The sequence below is a fragment of the Halomonas sp. CSM-2 genome (assembly GCF_002119345.1).
In the GTDB taxonomy this organism is placed as follows: Bacteria; Pseudomonadota; Gammaproteobacteria; order Pseudomonadales; family Halomonadaceae; genus Vreelandella; species Vreelandella janggokensis.
This window is the reverse complement of sequence record NZ_NBYR01000003.1, coordinates 44,306-60,795: the sequence shown is the minus strand read 5'-3', so window position 1 is coordinate 60,795 and position 16,490 is coordinate 44,306. Positions and strand designations below refer to the sequence as shown.

The 16,490-nt window shown below is 59.5% G+C and carries 13 protein-coding genes; 3 read left to right on the top strand and 10 right to left on the bottom strand.

The window, feature by feature from the left end; translation table 11 throughout:
• Window positions 1–74: 74 nt before the first annotated feature.
• Entirely contained in the window at window positions 75–2,918 is a 2,844-nt protein-coding gene (uvrA, locus tag B7L15_RS03075; RefSeq protein ID WP_085917582.1) for an excinuclease ABC subunit UvrA, read from the top strand.
• 140 nt (window positions 2,919–3,058) lie between these two features.
• Window positions 3,059–3,802: a Crp/Fnr family transcriptional regulator gene (locus B7L15_RS03070; RefSeq protein ID WP_085917581.1), complete on the top strand. Its 744-nt coding sequence runs from the start codon at window positions 3,059–3,061 to the stop codon at window positions 3,800–3,802.
• Window positions 3,803–3,887: 85 nt separating this feature from the next.
• Here the strand turns inward: B7L15_RS03070 and B7L15_RS03065 are convergent, their stop codons facing one another.
• Complete coding sequence (locus B7L15_RS03065; RefSeq protein WP_085917580.1) at window positions 3,888–4,667, bottom strand: ribonucleoside-diphosphate reductase; 780 nt, start codon at window positions 4,665–4,667, stop codon at window positions 3,888–3,890.
• Between the two features lie 59 nt (window positions 4,668–4,726).
• Window positions 4,727–6,838 (bottom strand): adenosylcobalamin-dependent ribonucleoside-diphosphate reductase, encoded by a 2,112-nt coding sequence (locus B7L15_RS03060; protein ID WP_085917579.1) that lies wholly within the window; start codon window positions 6,836–6,838, stop codon window positions 4,727–4,729.
• A 194-nt stretch (window positions 6,839–7,032) separates the two neighbouring features.
• Between B7L15_RS03060 and B7L15_RS03055 the strand changes: the two genes are divergently transcribed.
• On the top strand, window positions 7,033–7,608 hold the full coding sequence (locus B7L15_RS03055) for a hypothetical protein (protein ID WP_441316944.1): 576 nt from the start codon (window positions 7,033–7,035) through the stop codon (window positions 7,606–7,608).
• 6 nt (window positions 7,609–7,614) lie between these two features.
• On the opposite strand, the gene B7L15_RS03050 is transcribed toward B7L15_RS03055, so the two are convergent.
• From B7L15_RS03050 to flhB, 8 genes are all read right to left on the bottom strand, one after another.
• Window positions 7,615–8,295 (bottom strand): OmpA/MotB family protein, encoded by a 681-nt coding sequence (locus B7L15_RS03050; RefSeq protein ID WP_085917578.1) that lies wholly within the window; start codon window positions 8,293–8,295, stop codon window positions 7,615–7,617.
• Window positions 8,296–8,300: 5 nt separating this feature from the next.
• The gene (locus tag B7L15_RS03045) at window positions 8,301–9,119 is read right to left on the bottom strand and encodes a motility protein A (protein WP_085917577.1); all 819 of its coding nucleotides are present in this window, start codon (window positions 9,117–9,119) and stop codon (window positions 8,301–8,303) included.
• A gap of 95 nt (window positions 9,120–9,214) precedes the next feature.
• A complete protein-coding gene (locus B7L15_RS03040; RefSeq protein WP_085917576.1) occupies window positions 9,215–9,916 on the bottom strand; it encodes an RNA polymerase sigma factor FliA in 702 nt (233 codons plus the stop codon).
• 30 nt (window positions 9,917–9,946) lie between these two features.
• On the bottom strand, window positions 9,947–10,354 hold the full coding sequence (locus tag B7L15_RS03035; protein WP_085917575.1) for a flagellar protein FlhE: 408 nt from the start codon (window positions 10,352–10,354) through the stop codon (window positions 9,947–9,949).
• A 65-nt stretch (window positions 10,355–10,419) separates the two neighbouring features.
• Window positions 10,420–10,977 (bottom strand): hypothetical protein, encoded by a 558-nt coding sequence (locus tag B7L15_RS03030; protein ID WP_085917574.1) that lies wholly within the window; start codon window positions 10,975–10,977, stop codon window positions 10,420–10,422.
• Window positions 10,974–13,145 (bottom strand): flagellar biosynthesis protein FlhF, encoded by a 2,172-nt coding sequence (flhF, locus tag B7L15_RS03025; RefSeq protein WP_085917573.1) that lies wholly within the window; start codon window positions 13,143–13,145, stop codon window positions 10,974–10,976. Before flhF ends, B7L15_RS03030 begins: the two co-directional genes overlap by 4 nt.
• 39 nt (window positions 13,146–13,184) lie before the next feature.
• Complete coding sequence (gene flhA, locus B7L15_RS03020) at window positions 13,185–15,266, bottom strand: flagellar biosynthesis protein FlhA (protein WP_085917572.1); 2,082 nt, start codon at window positions 15,264–15,266, stop codon at window positions 13,185–13,187.
• Complete coding sequence (gene flhB / locus B7L15_RS03015; protein WP_085917571.1) at window positions 15,263–16,429, bottom strand: flagellar biosynthesis protein FlhB; 1,167 nt, start codon at window positions 16,427–16,429, stop codon at window positions 15,263–15,265. Before flhB ends, flhA begins: the two co-directional genes overlap by 4 nt.
• Between the last annotated feature and the right edge of the window lie 61 nt (window positions 16,430–16,490).

The following is a 16,490-nucleotide window of genomic DNA, read 5'->3' as shown; positions in this document are numbered from 1 at the left end:
CAAGTGAAACCGCTTTGCCGGGAGGGCACAGAGAAACGTATAATCACGCTTTTGCCGCGCGATTCGAGGTGTTGATGGACAGCATTCTGGTCAGGGGTGCCCGCACCCACAACCTCAAGCAGATCGATGTGGAACTGCCCCGCAATAAGTTGATCGTGATTACCGGCCTTTCCGGTTCGGGTAAATCATCGCTGGCGTTCGACACCCTTTACGCCGAGGGGCAGCGCCGCTATGTGGAGTCGCTCTCCACCTACGCGCGCCAGTTCCTGTCGATGATGGAAAAGCCCGATGTAGATCACATCGAAGGGCTGTCACCTGCGATCTCCATTGAGCAGAAGTCCACCTCGCACAACCCGCGTTCGACGGTTGGCACGATTACCGAAATTTACGACTACCTGCGCCTGCTGTTTGCCCGTGCGGGCACGCCACGCTGCCCCGAGCACGGTGAGGATCTGGAAGCCCAGACGATTTCGCAGATGGTCGACCAGGTAATGAACCTCACCGAAGGCACCAAGCTGATGCTGCTTGCCCCGGTGGTCAAAGGCCGTAAAGGCGAGCATTTGCAGCTGCTGGCAGAGTTGCGCGCTCAGGGCTTTGTGCGCGCGTTGATCGATGGACAGGTGCTGGAACTGGACGACATCGCTCCGCTGGACAAGCGCAAAAAACACGACATCAGCGTGGTGGTCGACCGTTTCAAGGTGCGTGACGACCTCGCTCAACGCCTGGCCGAATCCTTTGAGACCGCGCTGAACCTGGCCGACGGCACCGCCATGATCCACTTCATGGACGGTGGCCACGAGGATATCGCCTTCTCGTCGCGCTTTGCCTGCCCGGTGTGCGGCTACTCGCTGGCAGAGCTCGAACCGCGCATGTTCTCGTTCAATAATCCGGCCGGTGCCTGCCCCACCTGCGACGGGCTGGGTGTCCAGCAGTACTTCGACCCGGCCAAACTGATCAGCCACCCTGAGCTGTCCTTGGCGGAAGGTGTCATCAAGGGCTGGGACCGGCGCAATATCTACTACTTCACCCAACTTCAGGCGTTGGCCAAACACTATCGCTTTGAACTGGAAACGCCCTGGAATGAACTTGCTCGCCACGAGCAGGAGATTATTCTCAACGGCAGCGGCGATGAAACCATTCCGTTTGTCTATGTGGGTGATCGCGGCCGCAAAGTGACCCGCGAACATGCGTTTGAGGGCGTACTGCCCAACATGCAGCGCCGCTACCGGGAAACCGAATCCAACATGGTCCGCGACGACCTGGCCAAGTATATCGCGGTACAGCCCTGCGCGACCTGTAGCGGCTCTCGTCTGCGTAAAGAATCACGCCATGTGTATGTCGACGACCGCAACATTGCCGATATGGTGCATTTGCCCATTGGCGACGCGTGGCGCTACTTTGCCAACCTGAGCCTGCCGGGACGCAAGGGTGAGATCGCCGACAAGATCGTTCATGAAATTCATGCACGGCTGGAGTTTCTGGTCAATGTGGGCCTGGATTACCTTAACCTGGAACGCAGCGCCGACACCCTCTCCGGCGGCGAGGCACAGCGCATTCGCTTGGCCAGCCAGATTGGCGCAGGCCTGGTCGGGGTGATGTATATTCTCGATGAGCCTTCCATCGGGTTGCATCAACGCGACAACGACCGGCTTTTAAAGACCCTGGAGCGACTGCGCGACCTGGGCAACACCGTGATCGTGGTCGAGCACGACGAAGATGCCATCCGCGCCGCCGACCACGTGCTGGATATCGGGCCCGGAGCTGGCGTCCACGGTGGCGAAATTGTCGCCCAGGGGACCCCGCAAGACGTCATGGACAACCCCAAGTCGCTGACCGGCCAGTACCTTTCCGGCACGCGGAAAATCGCCGTACCGCCCTACCGCATTCCCGGCAATCCGGAAAAGCAGCTCATCGTGCACGGCGCCACCGGCAACAACCTTCAGGACGTGTCGCTCTCGCTGCCGCTGGGGCTATTTGTCGCCATTACGGGCGTGTCTGGCTCGGGTAAATCAACCTTGATCAACGGCACCCTGATGCCCATCGCCGCCAGGGAATTGAATCGCGCCACCTCACTTACCCCTGCGCCTTATCAGAAAATCGAAGGGCTCGATCAGCTGGATAAAGTGATCGATATCGACCAGAGCCCGATTGGGCGCACGCCGCGCTCCAACCCGGCCACCTATACCGGTATTTTCACGCCTATCCGCGAACTGTTTGCCGGCACCCAGGAAGCCCGTTCGCGGGGCTACAAGCCCGGCCGGTTCAGCTTTAACGTCAAGGGCGGGCGCTGCGAGGCCTGTCAGGGCGAAGGCATGATCAAGGTCGAGATGCACTTCCTGCCCGACATCTATGTGCCCTGCGACGTGTGCAAGGGCAAGCGCTATAACCGTGAAACGCTGGATATTCATTACAAGGGCAAAACGATCCACGAAGTGCTGGCCATGACGGTGGAAGATGCCCTGGAATTCTTCAGCCCGGTGCCAGCCATTGCCCGCCGCCTGCAAACCCTGCTCGACGTGGGCCTGTCCTATATTCGCCTGGGGCAAAGTGCGACCACGCTTTCCGGTGGTGAAGCTCAACGAATCAAGCTCGCCCGCGAGCTGGCCAAACGTGATACCGGCAAAACGCTATATATCCTCGATGAGCCGACCACCGGCCTGCACTTTGAGGATATTCGCCAACTGCTGACGGTACTTCACCGCCTGCGCGATCACGGCAACACCATCGTGGTGATCGAGCATAACCTGGATGTGATCAAGACCGCCGACTGGATTATCGACCTGGGGCCTGAGGGAGGCTCTGGAGGTGGCCGAATCATCGCTGAAGGCACGCCGGAGCAGGTCGTCAAACAATCGACATCGCATACCGGACGCTTCCTGGCACCGTTACTGAAACGCCAACAGCCCGCGTCCGCCTGATGGTCAACCATGGTGGGCTTGCGCGCGCTGCTGCCACGCTGCGAGACTCATACGCTAAGCATTTTTAATCGGCGTCGTTTATAGTAGCGATCGATTGGATCATCGATTTTGTGCGAACATCATTTAAGGGGTCGTTAGCCGTGGGCCAAGAAAAAAGCTGCATCATTAAGCATTTCAGCCACTACTCCTCGCTTAGTGAAGACGAAAAGCAACTGCTCATCTCGCTGGAGGATAGTCCCACCGACATCAAGGCAGGCACGCTACTCTGGGAGATAGGCGACCCGGCCAATGAGTTCTGTACCCTGAAAAGCGGCTGGGCTTACTCGTATCGCCATCTGGAGAACGGCGACCGCCAGATACTGGAAGTCTTTTTGCCAGGCGATATCATTGGACTGCGTGAGTTTGCCTTTAACCAGCGTCTCGAGAACGTGCGCATGATCAACGACGGGGTTATCTGCCATTTTCCCCATCGCCGCATGCTCGAGCTATTTCGCCAGTCGCTACCGTTAACCTCGGTCATGTTCGCCATCGGCAGTCGTCAGCAAGCATTACTAACCGAACGGCTAGTCAACATTGCCCGGCGCAGCGCCCGCCAGAAAATGGCTCATTTTCTTCATGAAATGTATTTACGGCTGCGCCAAACAAACGACGATATCAGTGGCCAGTTCCGCTTACCGCTTTCCCAGGAGCAGTTGGCCGATATCCTGGGCTTGAGCCCGGTCCACGTCAGCCGAACGTTCAGCGCCCTCAGCGAGGATGGGCTGGTCTTCCGTGATCGGCATAACGTCACGATCCCGGACCTGGACGCCCTCTCGGTAGAAGGCGAGTTTGACGACGCCTACCTGACCGATAATGTGCGCCCACTGTTTGATGCCGCGGGCTAGACCCTACCTCCTCGTCTCCCCAACAAGCAAAAAACGCCGCGGGCTGACTAAGCTCGCGGCGTTTCTCATACGGCGATGACGCTTATTAGCCGCACTTAGACCAGCCACACCCCGCGTAACAGGTCGGGCAGCCATCCATCATGATCAGCTCACCGCGGCATTCCGGGCAGTGGCCGACGACCGCCGGTCCGCTGGCCTGGTCAGTGGTCGACGCCGCCTGACCGATGGGCTCGACCGCCCCGCTGCCGGCCTCGTCGGGGGTATCATCCACGGGGGGCTGCCAGGCGTGGCCGTGCTGCATACGATGCGCGTACCGCTCCACCAGGCTTTCCACCGGCACCTGGTTGCCGTCCTGATCCAGAAAGCCCCGGCGATACAGAATCTGCTGGATCGACCAGGCAATGGCGGCCACTTCGGAATCGTGGAACATGGGTTTGTTCCAGCGGTTCATGCCACAACGCACCAGCCCCTTATCCCAGGCAACCTTGCGTAGGTCCGCGACCGCCTGGGTGACATAGCCGCCCCGCGCCGCCAGTGACAGGCTACGCATGGTAGCCGTAATCCATTGGTGTTCGCTGGAAAGCTGCCCGGAGGGGAAGAAAAACTCCACCGGCCGCTCGATGACCACGCGTTTGCCGCCGACCACGCCTTCCACCGGCATGAAGGACACCAGTAGATAAACTTTTTTGCGGCCTTCAGCGCCCACGTAGGAAATCTTTTCCGAGACGGCCTCCAGCGTGCCTTCCGGGCGCGACGGAATGCGCACCGTCAGCGGGTCTTCCTCGGGCAGAGTTGGGTTGGGCGCCGTCGGCTCCTGCTGTTTGATACGGTAACCGACGATCTTTGAGGTAATTTCAACAGTCATAACGTTCTCCACTTAGCAAAGGTGTGCATTGGCTGTGCGTGATGGGCCGCGTCCAGGCATCACCATTTGCCGTAAGTGCCTTCTTTCAAGCCATCAAACAGGTTGGCGGCATTGTGCTCTTCACCGTCGTAGATCACTTTTTCATCGCCGGCCAGTTCGAGGGTTTCACCGTTCTCGAGCTCAAATACATAGGTAGTGTTTTTCAGGTCATCCTCACGCACCAGCACGCCCTGGAAGGCTTCCGGGTTAAAGCGGAAGGTCGTGCAGCCTTTCAGGCGGCTTTCATAAGCCTGTAGATACAGGTCCTGGAACTGTTCGAACGGAAATTCGGTGGGCACGTTAACCGTTTTGGAAATCGCCGAGTCGATCCATTGCTGGGCCGCCGCCTGCACCGCGACATGCTGCTCGGGGGTGACGGCATCAGCCGTAATGAAGTAGTCAGGGAGGTCACTGTCCACCGCATCAGCAGCAATAAAGTGGCGATAGGCTGCCAGCTCGAAGGACACAACTTCGACCTGCTCTTTGGTTTTCTTGCCAGACTGGATGATATTGCGGAAATAACGGTGCGAGAACGACGGCTCGATGCCGTTGGAGGCGTTGTTACCCATCGATAGCGAAATCGTGCCGGTCGGCGCGATAGAGCTGTGATGGGTAAAGCGAGCACCGTGTTCCGCAAGCTGCGCCACCAGCTCGGGTTCCAGCTCAGCCACCTTGTTCATGTACTGGCTGTAGCGGGCATGGAGAATGCGACCGGGCACCTTATCGCCCACTTCATAGCCGTCTTTGGCAAGCTGAGGACGCTCACGCATCATCTTCGGCGTGATCACGTGCTCTTCGGCAAGTACCGGCGCCATGCCTTTCTCTTGGGAAAGCTCTAGCGCCTGCTTCCAGCCTTCTAGTGCCAGGTGACGACTGACTTCTTCCGTGAAGGCCAGCGACGCCTGTGAGCCATAGGGGATCTTGAGCATGGTCAACGTCGAGCCCAGGCCCAGAAACCCCATGCCATGGCGACGCTTGGCTTCGATTTCGCGCTGCTGCTGGGGCAGCGGCAAGCCGGCAATCTCGACCACGTTATCCAGCATGCGGGTGAAGATCGCCACCACCTTGCGGTAGCGATCCCAATCAAAGCGCGGCTGGTCACTGAACGGTTCAATCACGAACTGGGTCAGGTTGACCGAGCCCAGTAGGCAAGCGCCTTCCGGCGGCAGCGGCTGCTCACCGCAGGGGTTGGTGGCGCGGATATCTTCGCAGAACCAGTTATTGTTCATGCGGTTCACCTGATCAATCAGGATGAACCCAGGCTCGGCATAGTCGTAGGTCGAGGACATGATGGTGTCCCACAGTTCCCGCGCCTTGATCACCTCGACAATGCGGCAGGCCACACGGCCTTCATCGTCGACCGTGTAGCCGTCTTCAACTACCGGCCAGTCACGGTAGATGATGTCCTCGGCGCTGACGTCTTCTTTCTCGCCGGGGTGGAGCGGGAAGGCCAGCGGCCAGTCCGTGTTATGCTTGACGGCCTCCATGAACTCGTCGGTAATCAACAGGCTAAGGTTAAACTGACGCAGCCGCCCCGCTTCGCGCTTGGCCTGGATAAACTCACGCACATCGGGGTGGCCAACATCGAAGGTGCCCATCTGGGCGCCTCGGCGGCCGCCCGCCGAGGCGACGGTAAAGCACATCTTGTCGTAGATATCCATGAACGCCAGGGGGCCGTTGGTGCCCGCACCTGCACCAAACACAAAGGCGCCCTTGTGGCGCAGCGTGGAGAAGTCGTAGCCGATACCGGCGCCGGACTTGAGCGTCATCCCTGCGTCCACCACGGAATCCAGAATATCGCGCATCGAATCGCGGATGGTGCGCGACACGGTGCAGTTGATCAGACTTACCGCGGGCTTATAGGCGTCAGCCCCGGCATTGGAGAGAATACGACCTGCAGGAACCGCACCATTTTCCAGCGCCCAACGGAATTTGGGCAGCCACTCTTGCGCCTTGTCACCTTCTACATCCGCCAAGGCTTTCGCTACACGCTCGAAGGTCGCGCCCAGGTCCTGATCCACCGGTTGGCTATGGCGATCCTTCAGACGATACTTGGCATCCCAAATTTCCCGCGACGGCGCCTGCAGCGGGACATCGTTAGAGGTGTTCATAGCCTGGGTAGCAGTACTCATGTCGCGAAACTCCTTAGCGGCGGTGAAAATAGCACTTGGTCAAAGCGATTATACGAGGCAACCGGATGAAGTATAGCCCTGACTTTCCACTATATCGGCTGCTTTTTGATATTTTTTCTACCATATATAGAAAAATCAGCGCGTTAGCCTTTTGTCCCCGAGCATCAGACGATAGGCTAAGGGTTTTCCAGATGATGGGCCTGCTCATGCCGTTGATATCGCGTTTTCATTCCGCACTTGCTTACTCTGCACTTGGCGCGGCATTGGTGTTATCGCTGCCATCGGCTCATGCCGTGTCGTTTAACGTCGAAGACGACCAAACCCATGAGCATTGGCAGTCGATGTCATTGACCCTCGGTGACGAGCGGCATTTTCGTGCCGTGGAAGCGCACAGCTATTCCGATGCCACCTTGAGTATCAATGCCACCCAGGGCGTGTGCGACTTACCCTGGCTGGAGATGCGTGTCGAGCTGGAGGCCGCTCAGGGCGAAAGCCAAGCGGTTAATCAGGTGCCTGCGCGGCTACGCGTCGATGAGCGAGAGCGCATTCACAGCGTCGCCGAATTTATCACCGAGCGTGGCGATAACGGCTTTTATGCCCACTTTTATCTCAACGATATCGATCAATTGATCGCCGACATGAGTGTTGGTGAACAGGTCTTCCTGGGTTTTGATCAGGGAGATGAAGACCCCTGGTACATGATATTCAGCCTGGAGGGCGCGGGAGAGGCACTGGCAAGGATGCAGCGCCTGTGCCGGGATGCGTCTTAGTAGGGGTTACTCCTGGGTTGGCGGTTGCCTGAGTACCAGTTCGACACGACGGTTGGCCGCCCGCCCCTGCGCCGTGGCATTACTTGCGATCGGCTGGGTATCGGCATAGCCAACGGCGCGCATGCGATCAACCTCGAGCCCCTGGCTATCCAGGTGGCGGACCACTGCGATCGCCCGTGCTGCTGATAGCTCCCAGTTGGAAGGAAAGTGCGAGGTCGCGATGGGCACGTTATCGGTATGGCCTTCGATCGACACCTGTCCATCAAAGGCGCTGAGCGTCTCGACAAGACTTTCGACAAGGTCACGGCCCTGCCCGGTGAGTTGCGCCCGGCCGCTATCGAACAACAGGTTGTCGTTGATGCGCAGCGTCACCCCTTCCCGCCCCTGGGAGACATCCACCCCGGGGATACTGACACCCTCAAAGCGTGGCTTAAGGCCGCTATGACGGGGCTCGATCCCGGCCGCCAGTGACGCCAGAGGCAGGTCGGCAATCGCGCCGGGAGATGCTTCAACGACGCTGGCTTGCGATCCGGCATCGTTACCGCCGGGTGGCGCCAGCGAGAGCAGCAAGACAAACAAGGTCAGCAACAGCGTCAATACATCCAGATAGCTGGTCATCCAGCCATCGTCGCCACTGTCCTTGGGCAGTGGCGCTTCCAATGTATGGCGGGTATCCCGGTCCAACATGCCGACTACCCCTTAGCGGGGGCGCTATTCGAGGCGCGCGGCTTCTTGACCTCCGGCTCGCGGATTTCGTCATGGTAATTGGCGACAAAGGAATTGAGCGTTTCTTCAATAAAGGAAGGTAACCGCCGCTTGGTAATCAGGGAGATCCCTTCCAGCACCATGTTCATGGTGATCAGGCGCTCCTCGGTGCGTCGCTCGAGCTTTACCGCGATAGGCTTGAACACCAGATTGGCCAGCAGGATACCGTAGAAGGTGGTCAGCAGCGCCACCGCCATGCGCGGGCCGATCACATCAAGATTGCCGGCGTCCATGACTTCCAGCATATTGACCAGTCCCACCAGGGTGCCAATCATGCCGAAAGCGGGCGCATAAGTGGCCATGGTGCGGAATATCTGGGCTTCCGCATGCTCACGCGCCTTCAGCCGCGCAATACGCCAGCGCAACATATCGAAGATTTCGTCTTCTTTGGTGTTGGCGATCACCAGTTGAATGCCGGTCCGCAAAAACGGATTACGGGTGTTTTCGAGCTCTCGTTCAACAGCGCGGACATCGCCCTTGAACCACAGCCGGGACATGGCCACCAACTCGTTGATATCATCACGCACGTAGGTGTTTTCGCGCCGGAAGACCAGCCCGACCAGACGCACCACCCGCAGCACTTCCTTGAGGGGATAGCTGATAAAGGTAGCGGCAAGTGTGCCCGTGACCACGATGGCGAGCCCGGGCAGGTTGAGGAAGCTATCCGGCGATTCGGCGGTGAAAAACAGGACGCTTACCAGCAACAGGATGCTGGCGAAAATACCGATCAGCGTCGATGGGTTCATGTCGTGCTCCTTAAAGCAATATAACGGGGCTTATCAGCACCGAGCGCTAAAACGTCAGCCAATCGCCGTTGCCCTGGCAGTGACGTCAAAAGCCCCTAAACCGAGTCGTTTAACTTGGCGCGCAGACGGCTGACTGCCTGACTATGCAACTGGGAAACGCGTGACTCCGTGACGCCGAGAACAGCGCCCACTTCTTTCAGGTTGAGCTCTTCCTGGTAATACAGCGCCATGAGCAACTTTTCACGCTCGGGCAGGGCCTCAATGGCCGCCACCAGGGTTTCCCGCTGCTGGGCATCGAGCAAGTGGTCAAACGGCGAACTCACGGTTTCGCGATTATGCGGTTCGCTGCCATCCGCCACCAGCTCTTCAAAGGGCAGCAACTGCCCGCTATTGGTATCGTGCAATAGCTGCTGATAGTCGCCCAGCGGCATCTCCATGGCGTCAGCGATTTCCGTTTCTTCGGGGGGACGCCCAAGCGACTGCTCCAAACGCCTGACGGTTTCATCAACGGCCCGCGCCGAACGACGGACGCTGCGAGGCAGCCAATCACGGGTACGCAATTCGTCCACCATCGCCCCGCGTATGCGCTGACTGGCAAACGTCGCAAAGGTGGCCCCCTGAGTGGCATCGAAACGTCCCAGAGCTTCCAGTAGCCCCATCATGCCTGCCTGGATTAAGTCATCCAGCTCTATGCTGGCCGGCAACCTGACCTGAAGCGTCAAGGCCTGACGTCTCACCAGTGGCATATACTCCGTCATCAGCTCACTTTGTTTGATCCTGCCTTGTGCTGTGTACATCCTATTGCCTCGCGGCTAAACCACCTGTGCTCACTGGTAATTCACTATCATCTGCAACCCTTTAACGCTAACGGGACGCTGCCCTGGGTTTAGCGCAAATTGAAAATGCAGGGGCGTTGTCGCACTTATGCCTGATAAAGCACGGGTCTCCCCACGCATGCCCGATAATGACACACAGCGCTCGGGGTGGCATAACCATGCCTGTAGCGCTGCCCCGGGCGCGTGTTGGTACTGCCACTGGACTCGCTCGATGACCGCCGCTGGCGTGGTAGCGCCCGCTGGAGGACGAACCGGTTCACTGCGACTGGCGCGGTCGCTCATGGTCACCATGAGCCCCGGCACATGTGTCACCCAGCTGCTGGACGCTCCCTGAGCAAACGAACCGAGTCCCAGGGCTAGTACCAAAATGCTAATCGCATGACGCCAATAGCCTAGCATGCATCGTTCCTTCTCATGAGCGGATTAACCCCGATTATTAGACGCTTTACCGGCGTTAGCTGCCATTAGCGGGCCAGCAATAGCAATTCAGTGTCAAGATAGTGGCCGGCCGCTTGCTGCAGGTTGGCCAATAGGCCTTGCCTGGGCAGGTGAGGCTCGTGCAGTGCCAACAAGCGTTGCGGGCCGTTATGCTGCCGCAGCTGTTTCAATAGCTGGTACATGCGCCCAAATGCATCGGCATCGCTGCTGACCCACAACGCCCAGCGACGATGTTGCTGACTGAGCGTCGCCAGTTCTGGCTCATCCGGCATCACGATCCGAATATCCCAGTCGGCCGGATCCCCGGCCCAGGCTCGCCCTAGCGCGGCCCACTGGCCCAGGCGCGCGCTGACCTTGCGCACCTCTACCGGCCCATCACCTGATAGCCCGGTGACCATTAACGGCGTTTTAGGCTTAGGCGGTGTGACAGGCGGCTCCATGGCCGCCGCGCTGGGCACCACGGGTGAGCGGTAGGCCATCGGCCCGGATGATTCCGTTGCCTCGGGAGGCGCTTCATCGCCCCGCTGCTGACGCTGCAGATCCGCCCACTTGCGCAGCCCAGAAGCTTGGTCTTGTGCGCTCATGCCAGGCCCTCACGATTAACACCGCCCAGTTGGCGGATCGCATCACGGGCCATAAAGGCGTATACCAGCGCATCCAGCAATGCCGTATCCCGCCGACGGCGACGGCTGCTTAGCAGGTTCAGCACATCACCGTGCAATGCACCGGCGACCTCGTCCTCGGCGCAATCAAGGTGCCCGGCAATGGCGGCAATGCCACTGGCCATCAACAGGCGCACTTCAGGGCTTACGTCGCCACTATCGGCGTCTTTGAGCTGCTGCCAGGCACGCCGTGTCAGCGCCGCAAGGCTTTCACTCTGCAGTTGGGTCACCAGCAGGCTCAGCACCTCATTGCCCAATCGCGCGGGGGTGAGCCAGTAACGGCGGGTGACCACTTTGGCGCTTTCGGGGTCACGGACTTCGCCATACCACGCCAGCAGCGCCCGCCCCTCTTTGTCGGTAACTTCGGCATAGGCCGTCCACAGCGCCATCGGCTGGCCACGGAAGCGCACATTGACGCGGTGATTGAGCGTACTCTCGGCAAACAGCTGGCGCAGCGCATAGCGTTCACCGTGCAAGTTTACCCTGAGTGCCGGGGGTGCCAGGCTGACCCAGGTCAGGTATTGGCGCTCTAACCAGGTCAACGCCTCGCTATCGGGTAATGACGGCAGCAGGTGCACGGCGACGCCATCGCGCTCGCTAAAGGTGGTCATGCGCGGTTGCCAGCCAGCGGGCTGGCGGTGCTGAAGCCAGGGTAGCGCCATCCAGGCGCCCTCGGCATCCAGTCCTATATCCGGCATCGCCCAATCGCAGCCGCGTTCATTGCGGCGGGGCGACCAGGCCATGCCCAGCATGTGTTGGGGCGGTGGGTACCCTTCCAGAAGCTCGTCCAGACGCTGATCCTGCAACACGCTGGGCAGGTTAGCGATATCCCAGACGCCTTCGAGACGCTCAAAGCCCACCATGCGCTCGCGCAGACGCGCAAACAGCGACGACAGACGACGCCCCTGGCCCAGCACATCCCGTGACCAGCGGGGCATGCTGAGCGGTGCGGCGGATGGAGATCCACTGCCTGACCCGGCCGCGTCGGTATTCAGCGCCTGATCGACCAGGGTAGCCGGGTCCGCCACCGCCATATCTTCGGGGACCTGCTGACCATAGGAACCAAACAGCACGCGCATGCCATGGCGCATGACAATATCCAGGATAGGGGCCAAACGTCCCGCTTCGTCCTGCTTGGTGATGATGCAGTCATCCAGTTCAGCACCTGCCGCACGGGCAGCCTGGCGATAGCGCATCACCACTTCTTCCAACGTTTCCGGTTGGCTGGCGGCATTCAGCAGCAGTACCAACCTGACGTTGGAGCGACCACCCTGCAAGTGAGCGATCTGCTCGATGACCCGCTGGTCGCGCTGGCTCATGCCCACGGTATCGATGATGACCCACTGTTTGCCCTGCAGACGATTCAGCAGGTCGTCGATGGGTTGCTCCGCATCCAGCGCGTACATCGGGATATCCAGCAGGCGCGCGTAGATGCGCAGTTGCTCATGAGCGCCGATACGGAAGCTGTCGGTGGTCACCAGGGCGACGGGACGGGTCCCATGGCGCATGACAAAGCGAGCCGCGAGCTTGGCGGTCGTGGTCGTCTTGCCAACCCCGGTGGGCCCAACCAGGGCGACAATGCCCGTTTGATCGAAAAATTCGGGCTCATCCTGGAGCACGGCCAGTCGTGCCATCAGGCGCTCACGCAACCAAGGCAGTGCCTGCTCGCTGTCCGCACTTTGCGCCGACAGGAAGCCCGGCAGGTCCATCAGGATGTCGTCGGCAAGCTCGCGGCTGAAACCAACACCGCAAAGCAGCTGTCGCCAACGCTCTGTCCCGCTGGCGGTCGAGGCAGTGGGTGTTGTGCTACGGTCGGTTTGTTGGGAAGCAAGCAGCGAGCGCATATCCTGCATTTCGCGCAGTAAGCGCTCACTCATCGACTCCAGCGGATCCTTCGGCGCAGCCGGTGGCTCGTTGGCGGGAGGGGGCGAAGGCTCGAAATGATCAACGGCTTCGTCGGCCATGGCGAGAATTTCAACGCCGCCCTCAGTGCGCCGGTTCGCGACAATCAACGCGTCGTCACCCAGCGCTTCACGCACCTGGCGCATCACATCGCGACTGTTGGCGCCCACGAAACGTCTAACACTCATGTATTACCCCTGGGCGTGAGTCAAATAGTGACGCTGGCATCAGCGGCCCCCTACCACAGTGGTTACCCGCAGCGTGCGGTCATCGGGTATCTCAGCCTGGGACAGGACGGCCATATGGCGCAAGCGACGGCGCAAGAACCGCGACAACACCGCACGCAGGGAATGCTGAACCACCAGTACCGGCGGCTCGCCACTGCTTTCGTGACGCTCCAGTGCCTGCTGGGCCTGGGTCATCAGCGTTTCGGCAAGCCCCGGCTCCATCGCCCCGTTGCCGTTCATCGCCTGCACCAGCACCTGCTCTAGCTGAGCATCCAGCCCCATCACGTTCAAGGTATCCTGACCGGCAAACCACTGCTGGGTAATCGCTCGGCCCAGGGCCACACGAACCAGAGCCGTCAGCTCGTTGGCGTCCTGCTGCTGGCTGGCGTACTCAGCCAGGGTATCAAGGATGGTGCGCATGTCGCGAATCGACACGTCTTCATCCAGCAGGTTTTGCAGGATACGCTGCAGCACCGTGAGCGAAATGGCCTTGGGTACGACTTCTTCCACCAGCGACTTCTGCTCGCTGCCCAGCTTGTCCAGCAGTTTCTGAACTTCCTGGCGGCCGAGCATTTCCGGCGAGTGGCGGTGCAATAGGTGATTGAGATGCGTCGCGATCACTGTGCTGGCGTCGACGACCGTGTAGCCGTAGACCTGGGCATGCTCTCGCTGGCTGGACTCAATCCACACCGCGGGCAAGCCAAAGGCAGGATCTTCGGTTGGCGTGCCTTGCAGTTCCCCGGACACCTGACCCGGGTTAATCGCCAGCCACTTGCCCGGATACGCCTCGGCACGGCCAATTTCGGCGCCTTTCATTGACAGCACATAAGCGTTTGGCGACAGCTCCAGGTTGTCGCGTATATGCACTACCGGCGGCAGAAAGCCGACCTCCTGGGCAAACTTTTTACGAACGCTTTTAATCCGCGCCAACAACTCGCCTTTTTGTCGTGAATCGACCAGTGGAATCAGACGATGACCGACTTCCAGGCCGAGTGTATCGACCAGTTGGACATCTTCCCAGCTGGCCTCAGGCGCCTCCTGGGTCGGCGGTGGTGCGGCGGAGATTTCCTCCTTGACCAGCGCCTGCTCCTGGCGGCGCATGATGAACCAGGCCAGCCCGGCAAGCAGCAGGGTAAACAGCAGGAAAACCATGTTGGGCATGCCCGGCACAATACCTAGCAGGCCCATGACCATCGCTGCCAGGATCATCACCTGGGGGTTGATGAACAACTGGCTGATCATCTGCTGACCAACATCCTGGTCGGTATTGACCCGCGATACCGTCACACCGGCGGCCGTCGAAATAACCAGGGCGGGAATTTGCGCCACCAGGCCATCCCCGATGGCCAGCAACATATAGCTGCGACCGGCATCGCCGAAGCTCATATCGTGCTGCAGCATGCCAATCATCAGGCCGCCAATGATGTTAACGACCATGATCACCAGGCCCGCGACGGCGTCGCCACGTACGAACTTGCTGGCACCATCCATCGACCCGTAAAAGTCGGCTTCCTGGGCAATTTCCGCACGCCGGTTCTTGGCGTCTTCCTCGCCAATCAGCCCTGCATTGAGGTCAGCATCGATTGCCATCTGCTTGCCAGGCATGGCGTCCAGCGTGAAGCGAGCACCCACTTCGGCGATACGCCCTGCACCTTTGGTGATAACCATGAAGTTGATGATCACCAGAATCAAAAAGACCACCAAACCCACGGCAAAATTACCACCGACCAGAAACGCCCCAAAAGCCTCGATCACCTTGCCGGCAGCGGCACCGCCCTGGTGCCCTTCCATCAGCACCACGCGGGTTGACGCCACGTTCAACGACAAACGCAGCAGCGTCGTAAACAGCAGCACGGCGGGGAAGGCGGCAAAGTCGAGGGGTTTTTGGGCGAACATGCTGACCATCAGCACCATGACGGCCATGGCGATATTGAAGGTAAACAGCAAATCCAGCGCAAACGGCGGCATGGGCACGATCATCATGCCCAGAATCATCAGGATCAGCAGTGGCCCGGCGAGCAACTGGACTTTTACGTCGCTCACCCAGTCACGCCGACTCATTAGTTGGGTAAAGCCTTTCATGTTTGGGCCTCATCGCCACCGGCGCCACGCCCGGGGGTTTCCATTTCCGGGGGCACCGGCAGATTATCGGGGGTAGGCGGCACTTCGCCTCCTTGTTGCGCTACATTTTTCAAGCGATATGCCCAGGCCATGACCTCGGCCACGGCCGTGTATAGATTCGCCGGTATTTCGGCGTCCAGATCGACGTGATGATACAGCGCCCGCGCCAGCGGTGCTGCTTCTAACCGTGGCACTTCCGCCTCATTGGCAATTTCACGGATGCGCTCGGCCACCGCATCAGTGCCTTTAGCCACCAGGCGTGGCGCCCCCATCTGCCCCTCTTGATACGACAGCGCCACTGCGTAGTGGGTCGGGTTGGTAATGATGACGTCCGCCTCCGGCACCTTGCTCATCATACGGCCGCGCGCCATGGCCTGCTGCTGCTGGCGAATCCGGGCCTTCACCTGAGGGTCGCCTTCTGATTCCTTGTGCTCGCGCTTGACTTCTTCCTGGCTCATGCGCAATTTCTTGGCATTACTCCACAGCTGGAAGGGCACATCAATCAAAATCACCACGATCAACGCCAGGATCATCAATCCCGCTGCCTGGGCCGCCATGGTCAAGGCGCTGGCCAACGCCTGCTGAATGGGCTGGTTCATCAGTGACATGAACTTGCCCATATTAAGGTATAAAAATGCCGCACCTACGCTACCGACCAGCAGTGTCTTGGCAATCGCCTTGGCCAGCTCGATCAATGCTTGGGTAGCGAAGATGCGCTTCATCCCGGATAGCGGATTCAGCTTGGACAGTTTCGGCTGCATCGACTTTCCTGAAATCAAAAAACCGCCCAGCAGCGCAGGCGACACCAGCGCGATCAATGTCAGCAGTAAAAACAGCGGCATCATTGCAAACAGAGTGCGCCTGCCGAGATCGATGGCATGGGTCACCATCGGCATACTTTCCATGGCGTGGCGGCGCTCGAATAGAAAAGCCTGCTCCATCACCATGCCAAGCTGATTGTAGAGCATTTGTCCCATGGTCCAGAGGCCAATCACCCCGCCCAAGAGCACCAGAAAGGTGGTCAGCTCCCGCGAGCGGGGCACCTGCCCTTCTTCACGCGCCTTTTCCAGTCGTCGGGGCGTGGCCTCTTCGGTCTTTTCCTGGTCGCTGTCGTCTTCTGCCATGCGGTCATCCGGCCAGGTAATGTATCGCGGCTAAACACGAAAAGCCGCCCCTAAGGACGGC

What these genes read in the sequence shown, in the direction of transcription:
- uvrA (WP_085917582.1), top strand. Translation starts at nt 75, where the DNA reads ATGGACAGCATTCTGGTCAGGGGTGCCCGCACCCACAACCTCAAGCAG.
- B7L15_RS03065 (WP_085917580.1), bottom strand. Translation starts at nt 4,667, where the DNA reads ATGACTGTTGAAATTACCTCAAAGATCGTCGGTTACCGTATCAAACAG.
- B7L15_RS03060 (WP_085917579.1), bottom strand. Translation starts at nt 6,838, where the DNA reads ATGAGTACTGCTACCCAGGCTATGAACACCTCTAACGATGTCCCGCTG.
- B7L15_RS03055 (WP_441316944.1), top strand. Translation starts at nt 7,033, where the DNA reads ATGGGCCTGCTCATGCCGTTGATATCGCGTTTTCATTCCGCACTTGCT.
- B7L15_RS03050 (WP_085917578.1), bottom strand. Translation starts at nt 8,295, where the DNA reads ATGTTGGACCGGGATACCCGCCATACATTGGAAGCGCCACTGCCCAAG.
- B7L15_RS03045 (WP_085917577.1), bottom strand. Translation starts at nt 9,119, where the DNA reads ATGAACCCATCGACGCTGATCGGTATTTTCGCCAGCATCCTGTTGCTG.
- B7L15_RS03040 (WP_085917576.1), bottom strand. Translation starts at nt 9,916, where the DNA reads ATGTACACAGCACAAGGCAGGATCAAACAAAGTGAGCTGATGACGGAG.
- B7L15_RS03035 (WP_085917575.1), bottom strand. Translation starts at nt 10,354, where the DNA reads ATGCTAGGCTATTGGCGTCATGCGATTAGCATTTTGGTACTAGCCCTG.
- B7L15_RS03030 (WP_085917574.1), bottom strand. Translation starts at nt 10,977, where the DNA reads ATGAGCGCACAAGACCAAGCTTCTGGGCTGCGCAAGTGGGCGGATCTG.
- flhF (WP_085917573.1), bottom strand. Translation starts at nt 13,145, where the DNA reads ATGAGTGTTAGACGTTTCGTGGGCGCCAACAGTCGCGATGTGATGCGC.
- flhA (WP_085917572.1), bottom strand. Translation starts at nt 15,266, where the DNA reads ATGAAAGGCTTTACCCAACTAATGAGTCGGCGTGACTGGGTGAGCGAC.
- flhB (WP_085917571.1), bottom strand. Translation starts at nt 16,429, where the DNA reads ATGGCAGAAGACGACAGCGACCAGGAAAAGACCGAAGAGGCCACGCCC.